Origin of the sequence: Marinobacter sp. Hex_13 (assembly GCF_001566815.1) — a bacterium.
GTDB lineage: Bacteria > Pseudomonadota > Gammaproteobacteria > Pseudomonadales > Oleiphilaceae > Marinobacter > Marinobacter salarius.
Genome location: NZ_LSMM01000031.1, coordinates 16,317 through 32,385, shown reverse-complemented (window position 1 = coordinate 32,385; position 16,069 = coordinate 16,317). Strand labels below are relative to the sequence as shown.

Here is a 16,069-nt window from a genome sequence, read left to right as displayed (position 1 = left end):
CGAGTATTGTTGCTGCCTCATTACAACCGGGTAGTGTTACAAGTATATGACAGTAGCAGGCTGTGACTGGATTTGTTCGACTAACTGATGATCCGGTCAATCAACAGACCGGTGAAAACTGCAAAGCCCGCCCAGTTATTGTTGAGAAAGGCCTTGAAGCATCCGTCGCGTTCGCGGAAGCGGGCCAGGTGCTGCTGGAAGACAAACAGGCACGCCATGGCGACGAGCCCGAGGTAATAGAAAACGCCGAGCTCGGCCTGCTGTCCCACGAGGATGAGAATCAGCACCACCAGGGCCTGCAGGATTGCGATAACCGCCCGGTCGGCGTCTCCGAACAGAATGGCCGTGGATTTGATGCCAATCCGGATGTCGTCATCACGATCCACCATGGCGTACAGGGTGTCGTAGGCAACGGTCCAGAGCACGTTGGCGGTAAACAGCAGCCAGGCCAGTTTTGTGACCTCACCGGCCTCGGCGGCCCAGGCCATGGGAATGGCCCAGGAAAAGGCAGCCCCAAGAAACAGTTGCGGCAGATGGGTGTAACGCTTCATGAACGGGTAGATGAACGCCAGTACTGCACCCCCGAACGACAGATAGAGAGTCAGCGTGTTGGTGAACAGCACCACCATCAGGAAGGCTGTCACGCAGAGGCCTGCGAACAGGGCGACAGCTTCCCAGGCTTCGATGCGACCGGAGGTCAGTGGGCGGTCTTTGGTGCGTTTGACGTGTCGATCCACCTTGCGGTCGGCAAAATCGTTGATGGCGCAACCGGCAGCTCGCATCATGAATACGCCGAGGGTAAAGACGATAAAGTTGCCAACGCTGGGGAAGCCGTCTGCAGCCAGCCAAAGTGCCCAGTAGGTTGGCCATAGGAGGAGCAGGCTGCCGATGGGGCGATCGACTCGCAGCAGTCGGGCGTAGTCTGCAAGGCGGGCCTGGATGTGATCTGGCACAGCATTGGGCAGCATAGGTCTGGTCCGTCCGGGATGATGTTGCTGAGGCTGAGCGGGGATTATAGCCAGCGGTGAGGTTCGGTTAAAAGAGCCGCTGCGTCAGGGGCAGAGCGTGGGCAGGAAATACTCGCCGACCAAGAGGCTATGATGACCGCTGAAAAAACGGGAGCGGCGGGCCGCCATGGGTTGATGGCGGTTAGCCCGATGGCAAAGACCGGTCTCGAACGGCCCCCGTTGCCACTGTGGGTTGCTGAACAGATAGGCGCCGAGAGGGCGGCGTCCCAGGTTGCGCAGGCGGCGTCCACGCCCAGATAGGGTTGCCAATGGAATGATCGTACGGGCGAGCACCCAGGGGGTGTTGTCGCCGTTCAGGCAGACCTCGCGGATCCACGCATTCTGGCGCACCGGAATACCCAGGGTATGGGCCTCCTCCACAGTGGGGCGGGCAAAACCTTCCTGGAGGATATCCACGTGAAAGTGCTCGCGACATCGGAGTTGAAGCGCCCGGGTCAGTGAGCCCTCCAGCGTCAGCCAGTGGCTGAGCGGCCCGTGGATGGCCGGGTTCTTCAGCGCGGCTGCTGAAAAAGAGCGGTACCAGTCCGTAGCGGGGGTGGAGATGGCGTTTTCACCCTCAAACATGCTGGGTGCGTACCGGTCAAAGTCCCTTGACGGCATAAATTCCCGGGGCGTTGCGCCAGTAACCTTTGTAATCCATGCCGTAGCCAAACAGGAAACGGTCCTCAACTTCCAGGCCGGTAAAGTCTGCCTTCAGGTTTGGCTTTGCCTTGCGATCGTGTTGTTTGTCGACCAATACGGCCGTCAGAACCTCGCTGGCGCCATGGGCGAGGCAGTAATCTGCAATGGCGCAGAGTGTCGTACCCTCGTCGAGGATGTCATCAACGATCAGTACCGTGCGGCCATTCATATTGGCTTCCGGCTGCAGTTTCCACTCCAGGATGCCACCGGTGGTTTCCTGGCGGTAGCGAGTGGCGTGAAGGTATTCCGCCTGCACGGGAAACGTCAGCCTTGGCAGTAGGTGGCCGGTGAGGATAAGGCCGCCATTCATCACACAGAACAACAGCGGGTTGGTGTCCTTGAGGCGCCCGGTAATCTCTTCTGCAAGAGACTGGATGGCAGCCTGTACCTGCTGTTCGCTCACCAGGCAGTCGGCTTCGGCCATTACCTGATTCAGTTCGGCGACGGTGTCGGTCATAGCACTGGGGTCCTATCGTAAAACGGCCGATTATACCGGAGGTGGCACGCTGAAGGGAGGGGCGTTTCCCGGTTCGCCTGATGGAAATTCTGGCGATTGGCAGAAAACCCGCTGAATAGCCGTCGGCGACGGCATTGGTCAATGCCGCAGCGGTGGGTATGATGGTTTCCCAGTGTGAATGGTGCCAACTCGGTGCATGAAAGACTTGCGCGTACAATTGTCTGACAATTATTATCGCGCCCCAACGAGTTTCGGAGGAATGACATGAAGAAGTGGCAGTGCGTTGTCTGTGGATTTATTTACGATGAGGCGGAAGGCTGGCCGGAAGACGGTATTGAGCCCGGAACCGCCTGGGAAGACGTACCGGAAGATTGGGAGTGCCCGGACTGCGGCGTGGGTAAGGAAGACTTCGAGATGATTGAAATCGGCTGATACGCCGGTACCGCTGAACAGGTTTGGAGAGCAGTAATGAACGCAGACGCCCCTATCGTGATTGTGGGTACCGGATTGTCAGGCTATTCGCTGGCTAAGGAAATCCGTAAGCAGGACAAGGACACACCAATCGTCATGGTAACGGCGGACGATGGCTATAGTTACTCCAAGCCCATGCTTTCCACTGGCTTTACCAAGGGCAAAGAGGCTGATGAACTGGCGCAGGCGTCGGCGGAGGCAATGGTGGAGCAACTGAACCTTCAGCTGCGTACTTACACCACCGTGACCGGCATTGATCCGGATGCCCACGAACTTGTGCTGGGGGACGAACGGCTAGGATACAGCAAACTGGTGTTGGCCTGGGGTGCCGATGTGATTCGCCTGTCCATTGCCGGTGACGGCCATGAGCGTGTCTTTTCCATCAACGACCTGATGGACTACCGTGCCTTTCGCAAGGCTTTGAAGGGCAAGAAGCGGGTGGCCATCATGGGCGCGGGCCTGATCGGTTGTGAGTTTGCCAACGACCTTCGCAACGGCGATGTCGACGTGGATGTGATTGCTCCTTCTGATGCCCTGATGCCGGGACTTCTACCACCGGCTGCTGCGGCAGCGGTGCGCGATGGACTGGAAGGGTTGGGCGTCCGTTTTCATCTGGAAACGGTTGTGGAGCACATTGCCAATAGCGGGGAAGGTGTCCGCCTGACCCTGGCCAATGGCGAGGAACTGGACTCCGACCTAGTTATTTCCGCGGTCGGGCTGCGACCACGCACGGAGCTGGCTGCAGCAGCGGGCCTGGAGACCCAGCGTGGCATCGTGGTCAACCGCGCCCTGGAGACTTCAATGCCAGATATTTATGCACTGGGTGACTGCGCTGAAGTCGACGGTCATGTGTTGCTGTATGTGCTGCCGCTGATGGCGTGCGCCCGTGCGTTGGCAAAAACACTGGTGAGTGAGCGCACTGAAGTGAAGTACGGCACCATGCCGGTCATGGTCAAGACCCCCTGTTGTCCAACAGCGGTGTGTCCGCCACCGGCGAATGCGTCGGGCAACTGGGAAGTGGATGCGGATGGCCAGGATGTCCGTGCCCTGTTCAAGAGTGAGTCTGGCGAGGTTCTGGGCTTTGCGGTAACCGGTGGTTATGCGATGGAGAAGCAGGCCCTGTCGAAGGAGGTGCCACCGATTCATAACTGAGGGTGGTATCAGGATTGCGAAAATCCCCAGCTTGCGGTAGAAACTCATTCGTGAGCTAACGATATTGACAGGAGCTGGCATGCTTGAAGTAACCAGAAAACTGGTGGATCTGCTGGATCTCTCCCCCATCGGTGATGACCATTTCCAGGGGGACAGTGAAGATCTCGGCTTTCCCAACGTGTTTGGCGGCCAGGTTCTGGGGCAGGCGCTGATGGCCGCCAGCCGTACGGTGGAAGGTCGTCTGCCACACTCGCTGCACGCCTACTTCCTGCGCCCCGGCAATCACAGCATGCCCATCGATTACGAGGTCCAGCGGGTTCGGGACGGTGGCAGTTTCTCCGTCCGACGGGTGATTGCACGTCAGGGTGGCAAGGAGATCCTGACCGGCTCCATGTCATTCCAGGTGGCCGAAGAAGGCTTCGAACATCAGCTCGACATGCCCTCGGCACCGGATCCGGAAGGCCTTAAATCCGAGCAGGAGTACGGCGAACTGCTGGCTCCCCATGTTCCCGAACATCTCCGCGACACCCTAACCCGGGATCGTCCCATCGAAATCCGTCCCGTAGACCCGGTCAATCCATTGAAGCCGGAACCGCGGCCGCCTTACAAGCAGAGCTGGTTCCGTACTCAGGGGCACCTGCCAGACGATCCGGTGTTGCACCGTTGCCTGCTGACCTACGCGTCAGACTTTTCTTTCCTGGGGACGTCGCTGAACCCCCATGGCGTGTCATTTATGAACAAGAAGATGCAGGTTGCGAGTCTGGATCATTCCATCTGGTTTCATCGTGAGTTCCGTATGGACGAGTGGTTGCTCTACGACAAGGACAGCCCCAGCGCCTCTGGCGGACGCGGCTTCAATCGCGGTAACTTTTTTGATCGCCAGGGCCGGCTGGTAGCATCGACCACCCAGGAAGCCCTCATCCGTCAACGGGGATAGGTTTGCGGAGATAGTTAGCCAAGCTTGTGGCTTCTCCCATGATGTTTGTAGTCGGCCATCCAAACGATGATGTCGTCGAACGGCAGTGGCGGCGTCAGGATGTAGCCCTGGATCATGTCACAGCCCATCTTGTCCAGCAGTTCCATTGCCTCTGCGCTCTCCACACCCTCGGCCACAACGGCATAACCCAGGCTGTGGCACATTTCGATCGTGGTCTGGACGATGACACGGTCTCCAGCCTGGGATGCCAGGTCGGTGACCAGTGAGCGGTCGATCTTGATCTCGCTGGCGGGCAATCGCTTGATATACGACAGCGAAGAGTAGCCGGAACCGAAGTCGTCAATGGACAGCGGGATACCTGTGGTGTGCAGGGAATTGAGGGCGCGCAGTGAGTTGACCGGGTCCTGCATCATTGAGGTCTCAGTAACTTCCAGGATGATCGCTCCGCGATGCGTGTGATGGCTGCTCATCAGGCGCTGGACGTATAACGGGAAGTCCGGTTCCCGCAGGTTGTTGGGGGAGATGTTCACCGAGATATTGAGCGGGTAGCCGTTCTCCAGCAATTGCCCTCTCAGCGCCAGTGATTGTTCCAGTACCCAGCGTGTCAATGGCTTGATCAGCCCGGACTGCTCGGCCAGGGCAATCAGCTCGTCGGCGGGTATTGGCTTTTTCCGGCCGGGCCAGCGAATCAGCGCTTCAAGGCCGACCACCTCCCTGGTTTTCAGTGACAGCTTTGGCTGCAGGTATAGGGCAAGTTCACCGTGTTGAAGGGCACGTTGCAGCTCGGACACCAGGGTAAGGCGGTCCGCGCTGTAGGAGTCCCGCGACGGCTGATAATAGGCCAGCCCACGGTCTCGGGCGTCGTCCGAGCCCTGCGCAATAAAGGCGCGCCGGATCAGGGTATTGGTGTCGGTGGCGTGATCCGGGTAGATCGCCGAGCCAGTGTGGGGGGCCAGCGGCAATTGCATGCCCAGATAGTCCAGCGGTGCACGGATTTCCTCAAGGGCACGAACAATGGCACGGGGTGTTTCCGAAATAACATCTGCTTCCACGATAAACCCGAAGGTGGCCGACTCCAATGAGGCCAGGTAGAAACTCTTCCGATCATTGGTCTCGACCGCACAGATGCCGGGCAGTTCGCTGACGATGCTGTTGAAACGCCGGGCGGCGAGCTCGAGCAGCCGGTCGGTGTTGCGATGCCCCAGGGTTTTGGTGATGGCTGGAAGGTTGCTTAGGTGGATCACCGCAATGGAGAGGCGCTTTTCCGGCTCTCGGTTGATCAGTTCGTTGATGGTCATTTCCAGGCAGGCGCGATTGGGCAACCCCGTTAGCGGGTTGTGAAGGGCCTGTTCGATCAGTCGCAGCTCTGCCGAGCGCCGTGCCGCCATGGCGGTGATCTCTGCTTCGCGGGCGCGAACCTTGTCTTCTCGTTCCTGGTAGAGCCGGGCGGCAAGGGCGATGGTCAGCAGGACGGCTTCGAGCGCGGAGCCGATTTCGATGCCGTAGGCCGTCACGAAGCTGTTGGGCACGAAGCCGTATTTATTGGCTGCGGTGATGGCGCTGCCCAGGGTGAGCAGGCCCCAGGCTATGGTGTAGTAGCCGGCCTGGGGGTTGCCCCGAATCCATTGTATCGGCCCCATAACGGTCAACAGCAGGCAGCTGGGGATTGCCAGGGCAACCGTGAGCCGGCTGGCAACGCTGTAGTCGGTAACGAACGTTGCCACCGCCACCACGACGTTCACCAACACCATATACCACACAAGCTTGTCCATGCGCGGGCTGGTGACGCGCAGGTTGAGGAAGGCACGTGAGAACAACAGGGTGAATATCAATGCCACCGGCACGGTGAGAACCATGGTCTGGTTGTGCAGCCAGGGCGACTGTGGCCAGAGCAATTGGTAGGTGCTGCCATTCAGGCTGCCAATAAACATCAGATAGCTGAGGGTGGAGAGCACGTACAGCAGGTACATGCGCTCTCTCAGTGCCAGGAAGATAAACAGGTTGAAAAAGATCACCATGATCAGGATGCCGTAATAGATCGCGTGCATCTGGTCTTCGATGGACGTGGCTTCGAAGTAGGTTCGAGGGTCCCACAGTCTGATGGGGATCTGCATGGCGCCCTGAGTCCGAACACGCAAAAACACCTGGTAATCGCTTAGCGGATCGGTTTCGAAGGAAAACAGAAAGTTGCGGTGTTGAATCTGGCGCTGCGCAAAGGGGAGGTGGTCGCCCGTTGAGATGCGTTGCCTGACGACGCCATTCTCTATCAGGTAGAAGGTGATATCGTCGAGCTGGGGGTAGCGTATCTCCAGTAGCTTACGGTCACTGGGTATGGCGGATACAGGAACGCGGAGCCACACGGTGTCGCGAATGTAGCCGAAGTTGGGGCTTTCGCCTTCCAGTGACTGCCATCGGTCGGAAGCAAGGGCTTCCCTGAGATCCATCTGTTCCGAAGGTGCCACCCGAATATAGTCCATATCCGGTTCTGCAAAGCCGGGCGAAGCCGCGTTTGCCTGGGTTCCGAAAGCCATCATGATCAATGCGCCCGCCAGGGCGAAAAACTGAGCAATATGGCGCACGTAGTACCGATCTTGTTGTGATTGTCTGGCTCAGTATGGCGTTATCTGCCGGGGGGCTCAAGGCTGATAATGCCGGTTTTCGAACGTCACTTGTGTCAGGTGTTACAGCTGTTCAAGCCACTCCCGTACCCAGGGAACGGCTTCCATCTCCGGCTCGGTGGTTTCCAGGGCATCAATCCTCAAGGTATCCCCCACTTTCCGGGCTGAAGTTTCGTATAAAGCCTCTTCCATCAGCTCACCGGCACCACAAAAGGTGTCACCGTAGGAGCTGTCGCCAAGCACAATTACGCCAAACGGACGCGCGGGTTGTTGGGGCAGTTGCTCGCGCAGCCGCAAATAGAACGGTAGCAGGTTGGGGGGTAGCTCTCCCTGGCCGGTGGTTGATGTACACACCAAAAGCGGTTCGTCGTTCCCGGTGATGTCCTCCAGGTCGGGTTCCTCAAGGATCGTGATCCGATGCCCTTCCGGTTCCAGGGTTTTCTTCAAGGTACGTGCCGTCAGCAGGGCGCCACCATAAACGCTGCCGACCAGAATCCGGATTGAAGCCATGAATGGTCCTGTTGATTCGTAACGACAACCGTCCCTTGACGGCTGTCTGCGTTGGGGCCCGATCATAGCCGGTGATGCGGTAACGCTCAAGATCCGGCTCCGGAAGGGCTGGTTTCCCTGGGGGATGTTCGTACTCTGGGAGCAACGCGATTGCGCCCGTCTTCCTTGGCGCTGTATAGGTGGACGTCAGCCTGTTTCAGTAATTCATCCACTGAGCCGGTTTTGGCGATGGAGCAGATGCCGGCGCTGATGGTGACGGGCATGCGTTGGCCGGCAAAGGAGAACTCGGCACTGGCCACCTCGGAACGTAGTCGTTCTGCGAGAGTGAGAGCCTGTAGCAGTGACGTGTCCGGCAACAGGATCAGGAACTCCTCTCCCCCCCAGCGTGCGGCCACATCCGTTTGGCGGATAACGGTTTGCATCAATTCCGAGAAGGCCCGCAGTACGTGGTCACCGGCGTCGTGTCCGTAGTCGTCGTTGATACGCTTGAAGAGATCCAGGTCGATGAGAACGATGGAGAAATGGTGGCCGGAACGCCGGTACCTTGAATACTCCTCGTTCAGCCGATGCTGCATGTCCCTGCGGTTGGACAGGCCCGTCAGTTCGTCAGTACGGGCCGCATGTTGGTGGGTGCGGGCCATATCCATCAACTCATTGCGTGCCTTCAGGCGACTGGCTTCCAGCACGAAACAGAAGATGGATTCGAACGTCAGCGTGGCGAAAAAACGGATCTTGAAGTCTGTGCTGTATTCGGCGGTCACCAACGGTAGTTCAGGGAACTGGAAAACCACAACCGCCAGCAGGCAGCAGAATAACAATACCGCTGTGCCGGTTTTCAGATCGGTCAGGTAAAACAGCAGCGGCGGGAACACGTAGAACCAGAGTGGGCCGGTGTTGCTCTCGCCACCGGTGATGATCAGGTATCCGAACAGCAGGCCGACAATGGAGATCATGCCAGCCTTCTGATGGCGGCGGTTGCGGGAACGGGCAAAGGACAGCATGTTCATTGCCACCAGTCCCGCAAAGAACCAGAGCGAGAAGGCGTGGTGAGTGTGGGTTGCAAACCACGCCTTGGCGCCAATGCCCAGCAGGAAGAGGATGGCCATGGCTGACAGACCGGTCAGCAGGCGGGAGACGCGTTCCTCCTCGCCTTCGTCGGCTACTTGTTGGCTGGTATCGGGGAGTCTGGTCATGACACTTTTTGTTGTTGTCGATTTGTTGTTGGTGCTTTGTCCAGACTGCGTGAGCCGGGATAGTGAATCAGATTAGTCGAAGCGGGAAATCTGTACAGCGACTTTGGTCAAGCAATCACCATTATGACCGTTATGTTTCAATTTCATGGCAAAAAATTTATAGTTGCCGCCGTAAGTACTGTGAAACTGTAGCTTCCCGTATCCTCCCTGTTGCGAGACCTGACGTATTATGGCCGGCAAAAACGGATTCCTCGATACTCTCCTGACCAGCCCATCGACCGAGCGTTATCGCGTTGGCTTCAGCTTCCTGTTCCTGCTCTGCATATTTATAGCCGTGGGACAGATCAGCGACGGCATGCCCAACAACATGCTGCTGATGGCAGCTGCGGTCATCGGTGGCTACATGGCCATCAATATCGGCGCGAATGACGTCGCCAACAACGTCGGCCCGGCGGTGGGGTCCGGGGCGCTGTCGCTGGGTGGCGCGGTTCTGATCGCCGCCGTGTTTGAGGCCGGCGGTGCTATTGTCGCCGGTGGTGACGTGGTTTCGACCATTAAAGGGGGCATTATTGCCGCTGAAAGGCTCGATGATGTCAGCGCCTTCGTGTGGCTGATGACAGCCGCACTTCTTGCCGGCGCCCTGTGGCTGAACCTGGCCACCTGGATGGGTGCTCCGGTGTCCACTACCCACTCCATTGTCGGGGGCGTTCTTGGGGCCGGAATTGCCGCCGGCGGCTGGGGCATTGCCGACTGGGCCGTCATGGCCAAAATTGTCGCCAGTTGGGTGATTTCCCCCGTAATGGGTGGCGTGCTGGCGGCGCTGTTCCTGTATGCCATCAAGAAGACCGTGCTGTATCGCAAGAACGTGGTGCCGGCGGCAAGAATCTTCGTGCCCTGGCTGGTGGCGATCATGGCCTGGGCCTTTGGCACCTATTTGATGGTGAAGGGGGTCAAGAAGGTCGTTGAAGTAGACTTCCTGGGGGCCTCTCTGGTTGGTCTGGGGCTCGCCGCAGTCATTTTCTTCCTGATGCGGGTTCTGGTCGGCCGCCGTGCCGCAACCATGGAAAACAGCTCTGCCGGAGTGAATACCCTGTTTACCTGGCCGCTTATATTTGCCGCGGCATTACTCAGTTTCGCCCATGGGGCGAACGATGTGGCCAATGCCATCGGCCCGCTGGCGGCCATTAACGATGCACTGTCGGCTGGTGCAGTGGTCACCGCAGCGTCCATTCCTTTGTGGGTAATGCTGGTTGGTGCCCTTGGTCTGGCCGTTGGTCTGATGCTGTTCGGCCCACGCCTGATCAAGACCGTGGGGACTGAGATCACTGAACTGGATAAAACCCGGGCGTTCTGTATCGCCCTGTCGGCGGCGCTTACCGTCATCATCGCCTCCCAGTTGGGGCTCCCGGTCAGTTCCACCCACATTGCCATCGGTGGTGTGTTTGGTGTTGGTTTCCTGAGGGAGTATCTGAAGTCAAACTACGCCACCCAGCTCCACAACATCATGGACAGCCATGAGGAAGAGGAGCGTGAGCGTCTGCGCCCGTTCCTGGAAGATTTCCGTAACGCCTCGGTTGAGCAGATGGAAAACCTGCTCCAACAGGCCAAGAAAAAGAAACAGGTACCGCTCTCCAAGAAGGAGCGCAAACGCCTTAAAAAGATCTACCGCGAGGAGATGGTCAAGCGTTCGCACCTGACTCGTATCGTTGCTGCCTGGATCATTACGGTGCCCGCGTCGGCCTGCATGGCGGCCGTTCTGTTCTTCACCCTGCGCGGGCTGATGCTGTAAGGGATTGTCGCGCTGGTTGTCAGGTGCCTGTTTGGCCCATACTATTCTTCAATACGGGAGGCGTTTGCCTCCCAAATAAGTTGCCACTCTGTCCGGGGATTGATTCATGAGTTCAGCAGAAGAAAGCCGTCAGGCGAAGGTCATTGACGAGCTCAGGGTGTTTATCAAGAAGGTCCTCAGTGATCCGACCATTGCGGTGAAATCGGTGGAAATTGCCCGCAAATATCGCAATCAGCCCAATGCCAATGAGTTGATTGCCCGTGAGATCAGCGCCAACACAACGATCCGTATTCCGGAGAGCTGGAGTCGGGCGGATCACATGTTTCTCGATATCCTGGACGAAGTCCTGGATGACGAAGAGGCGCTTTACTGATCTTTGTCAGGCCTGCCGAACGCCGGGCTGATGCTGCTTCAACACGGCATCGGCCATCTGGTCCAGGATGGTGATTTCGTCCTGGATGCCCTCGTCCGATGACAAATCCCGCTGTTCCTTCAGTATGTCCGCGAGGATTTCTTTCGTGGTCAACGGGTTGGCCAATACCACCCGGAACACGATGCAGGGGAAGTGATAATAACGCGACGGTTCGAGCCGGGTACGGGAAACGAAGGCTTTACCCCGTTCACGTTGGGTTTTCTGAATGAACTTGGTGATGCGGTTCAGGCAGGTGTTGAGTCGTTCGGCCTGTAGCGAGTCCGCGATTGCCAGTGCCTGCTGCACTTTCTCCGGGCAATAGCGATAAGTCAGGATATTGAGCTCTGGTTTGGTGATGAGCTCGAAATCCGTTTCTGCGTTGATCATTTCCGCAAAGGTTTGTGCCTTGTCGATGCCCTGGTCGATGAGGATCTCATAGCCTTCCCGCGCCAGGATTCTCAACCCCGACTGGATCAGCATTGACATGCCCGGCCGCGAACCTTCCAGGGTGGTACTACCCAGATCCCGCGAGCCTTTACGGATAATGTACTGGGCGTGATGCTCGACAGCGCTTGCCAGGCCCGGGTCGCGGAACACCACCAGCCCAGCCCCCATGGGAACATAGAGTTGCTTGTGGGCGTCGAAGGTCACCGAGTCGGCCTTTTCGATGCCCCTGAGCAGGTGCCTGTGGGTGCGGGAAAACAGTGTCGGCCCACCCCAGGCCGCGTCCACATGAAAATGGGCGTTGAACTCCCGGGCGATGTCTGCCATGGCGTCCAGCGGGTCGACGTTGCCGGTCTCGGTGGTGCCGGCAATGCCGCAGATGGCCATGACCCGGATTTTCTGGCGGTGCAACTCCAGGCATTTCTCCCGCAGTGCATCGGTGTTGATGCGGTTGTCGTCATCGGTGTCGACAGGCACCAGGAAGTCCCGGCCCAGACCCAGTACATCGGCGGCTTTGCGCAGTGAGTAGTGGCCGCGGCGGGAGACCAGAATGGCGGCACCCTCGCAGCCGTAATAGCGTAGTGCCCGGAACAGGCCTTCCTGATGGATACCGCGGAAGCTGCCTTCGGCGGGGAACGCGTTGTTGCGTGCCACCCAGAGTGCGGTCAGGTTGGCCACGGTGCCGCCGGAGCACATGGCACCGAGGGCGTAGCGGGGATCGTGCATCCACTTGCGGTAGAAGGCACCGTCCTGCTCATACACCAGCCGGTGGATCATGCCCAGTACCTGGCGTTCCATGGGCGTGAAGGCCTTGGAGGTTTCGGTTTTAACCAGGTTCTGGTTGAGGGCAATCATGATCTTGGACAGCGGCAGCATGAAATAGGGCAGTGCCGAGGTCATGTGGCCGATAAAGCTGGGAGACGCCGTGTGTACCGAGTTGGCCACCAGCTTGTCGAGCAGGAATTGGGCCTGTTCGGAGACGAAGATGGGCTTTTCCGGAATGGCGTAGTCCGAGAAGTCTTTCTCGACTTCGGAAAGATCCCGCTCGACCGCAACGATGTGTTCCTGGAGGAATCCGGCAAGGTTGCGGGATATGTTCTGGTCAATCCTGCTCAAGGTGGATTCAGGTGCCTCGGGCACGGTGAATACACGATACATGGCCTCTACCGAGGCCTGGGCGGATTTTTTCTTTCCGGTCATAGGTGCCACACACTATCAGTGGTCATTCGCAAAGCCTGTCCCGGGCGTTCCGTTCTCCCTGAGGGGGCGTAGTATACGGTGTCGTGAAACCATACGCTACAGCATGGGCCCTGCATGGCGGGAGGGTCAAAGTATCTCTTGGTGTACGTCCAGTATGGCAGCGTCGATGCGTTCCTGTATGGCTTTTTCGATCTGGTCGAGGCGCTGGGCGATCTGTTGCGATGAGCCTCCGAGGGCGGCGATGGTCCAGGTGGCGCAGTCGAGGGCGTCCTGGTCGGCGGTTTCGGCGACGGCCAGGTCGGGTTCTTTGCCCCAGACGGCTTTCAGGGCGGTGAAGACTTTGCGTTTGGCTTTGAGGTCTTCGCAGCCGTAGAGCTGGAAGTGCAGGGTCAGGATGCCCACGTGGGGCGTGATCACTGGTTGCTGTGGGTTGTTTTGGTTCAGGAGCTTTTTCAGGGCTTCGGACATGGTTGCTTCCGGCTTTGGTGCTGGAACCGGTGAGAAAGGACTCTCCAAAACACGCTCCTTCGGCCCATCCTTGGGGCGCTTGGGCTCCGCCATCCATGGCTCCGCACAGTTTTGGAGAGTCCTTCCCCACCGGTTCGCCAACTATTCAGGTGGAGTCCCTTAAGTCTACCACCACGACAGACTGATGAAGGTCCAAATTAGCCTACTACAGGCGTCGCCCGTTTGATAATAGCCGCCGGGTCGGTGCCGGAGGGCAGGTTGCCGTAGTTCAGGCCGCCGTTGTGTTCCAGGCGGGAGGCGCAGAAGGTGTCGGCGACCGCAGGGTCGGAGTTTCTCAGCAGCAGTGACGACTGCATCAACAGGGCCAGGCGATCCACCAGGTTGCGGGCGCGGTATTCGAAGTCGCTGATGTCGGCGAAGTCGTTCTGCAACTGGGCCAGGAAGCGGTCGAAGCGGGCGTCGGCGCCGCGGGCTTCGGCGGCTTCGCTGAAGAAGGCGTCGAGGGTGTCTGGTTCTTTCTGCAGTGCGCGCAGGGTGTCCAGGCACTGGACGTTGCCGCTGCCTTCCCAGATGGCGTTGACTGGGGATTCCCGCAGCAGTCGGGGCATGATGCAGTCTTCCATCACGCCGCTGCCGCCGATGCATTCCATGGCTTCGTAGGCGTGGTTGGGGGTGCGTTTGCAGATCCAGTACTTGCCAACCGGTGTTGCCAGTCGTGCCAGCAGGCGCTCGTGCTCCAGATGTTGGCTGTCCAGGGATTTTGCGATTCGCATGGTGTAGGCCAGGGCGGCTTCGCTTTCCAGTGCAAGATCGGCGAGGACGTTCTGCATCAGCGGCTGTTCGCTGAGTCGCCCACCGAAGGCGCTGCGGTGGCGGCAATGGTGGGACGCCTGGGCCAGTGCCTGGCGCATGCCGGCGGAGCTGCCGATCATGCAGTCGAAGCGGGTCATGGCGACCATTTCAATGATCGTCGGTACACCTCTGCCTTCCTCGCCCACCATCCACGCCAGGGCGCCGCGCAGTTCGGCTTCGCTGGACGCGTTGGCGACGTTGCCCATCTTGTTCTTCAGGCGCTGGATCTGCCAGGGGTTCTTGCTGCCGTCCGGGCGCCAGCGTGGCATCAGGAAGCAGGACAGGCCGCTTCTGGTCTGGGCAAGCACCAGGAAGGCGTCGCACATGGGGGCAGATACAAACCATTTGTGGCCGACCAGTTCATAGGCCTGCCCCGGGCCTTCTGCACCGATGGCGTAAGCACGAGTCGTGTTGGCCCGGACGTCGCTGCCACCCTGTTTTTCCGTCATTGCCATGCCGATGGTGACGGATTGTTTTTCGCTGTCCGGCAGGTTTCGGGGGTCGTAGCTATTGGCGAGGATTTTGTTTTCCCAGGCCGCGGCCAGTTCCGGTTGTTTGCGGATTGATGGAACGGCGGCAAAGGTCATGGTAATGGGGCAGCAGTGGGCGGCCTCAATTTGGGAGTGCATGTAGTACTTGGCCGTTCTCGCGACATGGGCGCCTGCGCCGGGATTGGTCCACGGGCTGCTGTGGAGGCCGTTTTCCATCGCTGTGGACATCAGTTGGTGGTAGGCGGGGTGGAAGTCCACCTGATCCGTGCGATGGCCAAAGCGATCATGGGTATTGAACGCCGGTTTGTTCTCGTTGGCATGGAAGCCGAGCGCGATGGTGTCCGCCGCGCCGGCGAAAGCACCAAACTGCTTAAGGTCGCTGGTCGCTGCTGCGGCGCCCTCCCGGGCGACCGCCTCCTGCAGGGCCTTGTCCTGTTCGAAGAGGTTGTAATCCTCCAGAGCGGGTGGCTGATTGAAGACCTCGTGGGTAACCGCCAGGTAGCGGTCGTCACTGGAGGGGGTTGCGGTTTCCTGCTGCAGGGGCTGGCGGGCCTTCATGTTTATCTCCTGGTGCCAGTCAACCCCTGCATGCAAAAGCAAATGATGGAGTTGACCAGCGGATCGTGGTCGTTGGTCTCTGCCTGCTCCGTGGTGTCAGCCTGTGCCGGGGACAGAGGCCCCACAAGGCTTTCGGCAATGGCACCTACAAGGCAGGTACTGCTTTGCCTGGCATCCTGATCCGGGAGGCAGCCCTCCTTGATGCCGTCCCGGATGGCCTGCTCGAAAAGTTGAGCGTAGGCGCGGCGGAACTTGAGGCGCTCTTCCTCAACTTTCGGGTCTACCGGCTCTGCGATCAGCGACCAGGCCATCACCGGGCCTCTCAGGGCTCTCTCCGCAAACTGGCGAAGGGCCACTTCCAGACGGGAAACGGCGTTGTCTTCGGCGGCCAGTGCCTCAGCGACTTTGTCGACTTCCCGTTGTGTCGCAATCCTGAAGATCTCTGCAAACAGATCTTCCTTGGACTCAAAGTGTCGGTAGATGGTTCCCGTAGCAACGCCGGCGCACGCTGCGATTCGCGTTATCTGGGCGCTGCGGAAGCCGCCGTCGGCAACGCATCCGTACGTGCATTCGATAATGCGCTTGCGGGCCTCAGCCTTGCGATTGCGCATCTTTTCCGTTTCCCGATATGCCATGCGGGTTCCTTATAAGTAGTGAATCATTATTCATTCTTTGTGTCAATCAATAGCCCAGTATAGCTTGGTTCATATTATTCTTTAAAAACAATATCGTGGAGTTGCTTACAAAAAATTACAAAAAAATCGTTGTCAGGAAATAGCGTTGCAACTGAAAGCGGATTATAAAGACG

The 16,069-nt window shown here is 58.6% G+C and carries 15 protein-coding genes; 5 read left to right on the top strand and 10 right to left on the bottom strand.

Annotated features, from left to right (window positions below; all coding sequences use genetic code 11):
• Positions 1 to 80: 80 nt before the first annotated feature.
• From ubiA to AXW11_RS07910, 3 genes are all read right to left on the bottom strand, one after another.
• The gene (gene ubiA / locus AXW11_RS07920; protein ID WP_085678688.1) at positions 81 to 968 is read right to left on the bottom strand and encodes a 4-hydroxybenzoate octaprenyltransferase; all 888 of its coding nucleotides are present in this window, start codon (positions 966 to 968) and stop codon (positions 81 to 83) included.
• 84 nt (positions 969 to 1,052) lie between these two features.
• The gene (locus AXW11_RS07915) at positions 1,053 to 1,592 is read right to left on the bottom strand and encodes a chorismate--pyruvate lyase family protein (RefSeq protein WP_036210785.1); all 540 of its coding nucleotides are present in this window, start codon (positions 1,590 to 1,592) and stop codon (positions 1,053 to 1,055) included.
• Between the two features lie 16 nt (positions 1,593 to 1,608).
• Positions 1,609 to 2,166: a hypoxanthine-guanine phosphoribosyltransferase gene (locus AXW11_RS07910; protein WP_036210787.1), complete on the bottom strand. Its 558-nt coding sequence runs from the start codon at positions 2,164 to 2,166 to the stop codon at positions 1,609 to 1,611.
• A gap of 264 nt (positions 2,167 to 2,430) precedes the next feature.
• Here AXW11_RS07910 and AXW11_RS07905 point away from each other — a divergent pair, with 264 nt between their 5' ends.
• From AXW11_RS07905 to tesB, 3 genes are all read left to right on the top strand, one after another.
• Positions 2,431 to 2,598 carry a rubredoxin gene (locus tag AXW11_RS07905; RefSeq protein WP_007154989.1) on the top strand — a complete coding sequence of 56 codons (168 nt, stop codon included), beginning with the start codon at positions 2,431 to 2,433 and terminating at the stop codon, positions 2,596 to 2,598.
• Positions 2,599 to 2,634: 36 nt separating this feature from the next.
• Positions 2,635 to 3,789: an NAD(P)/FAD-dependent oxidoreductase gene (locus AXW11_RS07900; RefSeq protein WP_091642519.1), complete on the top strand. Its 1,155-nt coding sequence runs from the start codon at positions 2,635 to 2,637 to the stop codon at positions 3,787 to 3,789.
• 79 nt (positions 3,790 to 3,868) lie between these two features.
• Positions 3,869 to 4,726, top strand: coding sequence for an acyl-CoA thioesterase II (tesB, locus tag AXW11_RS07895; protein ID WP_036210796.1), 858 nt, complete (start codon positions 3,869 to 3,871; stop codon positions 4,724 to 4,726).
• 14 nt (positions 4,727 to 4,740) lie between these two features.
• On the opposite strand, the gene AXW11_RS07890 is transcribed toward tesB, so the two are convergent.
• The 3 genes from AXW11_RS07890 to AXW11_RS07880 form a co-directional block, all read right to left on the bottom strand.
• Positions 4,741 to 7,305 (bottom strand): EAL domain-containing protein, encoded by a 2,565-nt coding sequence (locus tag AXW11_RS07890; RefSeq protein ID WP_091642516.1) that lies wholly within the window; start codon positions 7,303 to 7,305, stop codon positions 4,741 to 4,743.
• A 102-nt stretch (positions 7,306 to 7,407) separates the two neighbouring features.
• Positions 7,408 to 7,854 carry a flavodoxin gene (locus tag AXW11_RS07885; RefSeq protein WP_075194199.1) on the bottom strand — a complete coding sequence of 149 codons (447 nt, stop codon included), beginning with the start codon at positions 7,852 to 7,854 and terminating at the stop codon, positions 7,408 to 7,410.
• Between the two features lie 86 nt (positions 7,855 to 7,940).
• Positions 7,941 to 9,047: a GGDEF domain-containing protein gene (locus AXW11_RS07880; RefSeq protein ID WP_041332501.1), complete on the bottom strand. Its 1,107-nt coding sequence runs from the start codon at positions 9,045 to 9,047 to the stop codon at positions 7,941 to 7,943.
• 229 nt (positions 9,048 to 9,276) lie between these two features.
• On the opposite strand from AXW11_RS07880, the gene AXW11_RS07875 reads away from it, so the two are divergent.
• A complete protein-coding gene (locus tag AXW11_RS07875; RefSeq protein ID WP_085678703.1) occupies positions 9,277 to 10,836 on the top strand; it encodes an inorganic phosphate transporter in 1,560 nt (519 codons plus the stop codon).
• Between the two features lie 106 nt (positions 10,837 to 10,942).
• The gene (locus AXW11_RS07870; RefSeq protein ID WP_007154996.1) at positions 10,943 to 11,209 is read left to right on the top strand and encodes a hypothetical protein; all 267 of its coding nucleotides are present in this window, start codon (positions 10,943 to 10,945) and stop codon (positions 11,207 to 11,209) included.
• Positions 11,210 to 11,215: 6 nt separating this feature from the next.
• On the opposite strand, the gene panP is transcribed toward AXW11_RS07870, so the two are convergent.
• The 4 genes from panP to AXW11_RS07850 all read right to left on the bottom strand — a co-directional run bounded on the left by panP (position 11,216) and on the right by AXW11_RS07850 (position 15,896).
• Positions 11,216 to 12,892 (bottom strand): pyridoxal-dependent aspartate 1-decarboxylase PanP, encoded by a 1,677-nt coding sequence (gene panP / locus AXW11_RS07865; RefSeq protein ID WP_036210812.1) that lies wholly within the window; start codon positions 12,890 to 12,892, stop codon positions 11,216 to 11,218.
• A 126-nt stretch (positions 12,893 to 13,018) separates the two neighbouring features.
• Positions 13,019 to 13,453: a DUF503 domain-containing protein gene (locus AXW11_RS07860; protein ID WP_228301362.1), complete on the bottom strand. Its 435-nt coding sequence runs from the start codon at positions 13,451 to 13,453 to the stop codon at positions 13,019 to 13,021.
• Between the two features lie 104 nt (positions 13,454 to 13,557).
• Positions 13,558 to 15,261, bottom strand: coding sequence for an acyl-CoA dehydrogenase family protein (locus AXW11_RS07855; protein WP_041332504.1), 1,704 nt, complete (start codon positions 15,259 to 15,261; stop codon positions 13,558 to 13,560).
• Positions 15,262 to 15,263: 2 nt separating this feature from the next.
• Positions 15,264 to 15,896: a TetR/AcrR family transcriptional regulator gene (locus tag AXW11_RS07850; RefSeq protein WP_041332505.1), complete on the bottom strand. Its 633-nt coding sequence runs from the start codon at positions 15,894 to 15,896 to the stop codon at positions 15,264 to 15,266.
• Positions 15,897 to 16,069: the final 173 nt, after the last annotated feature.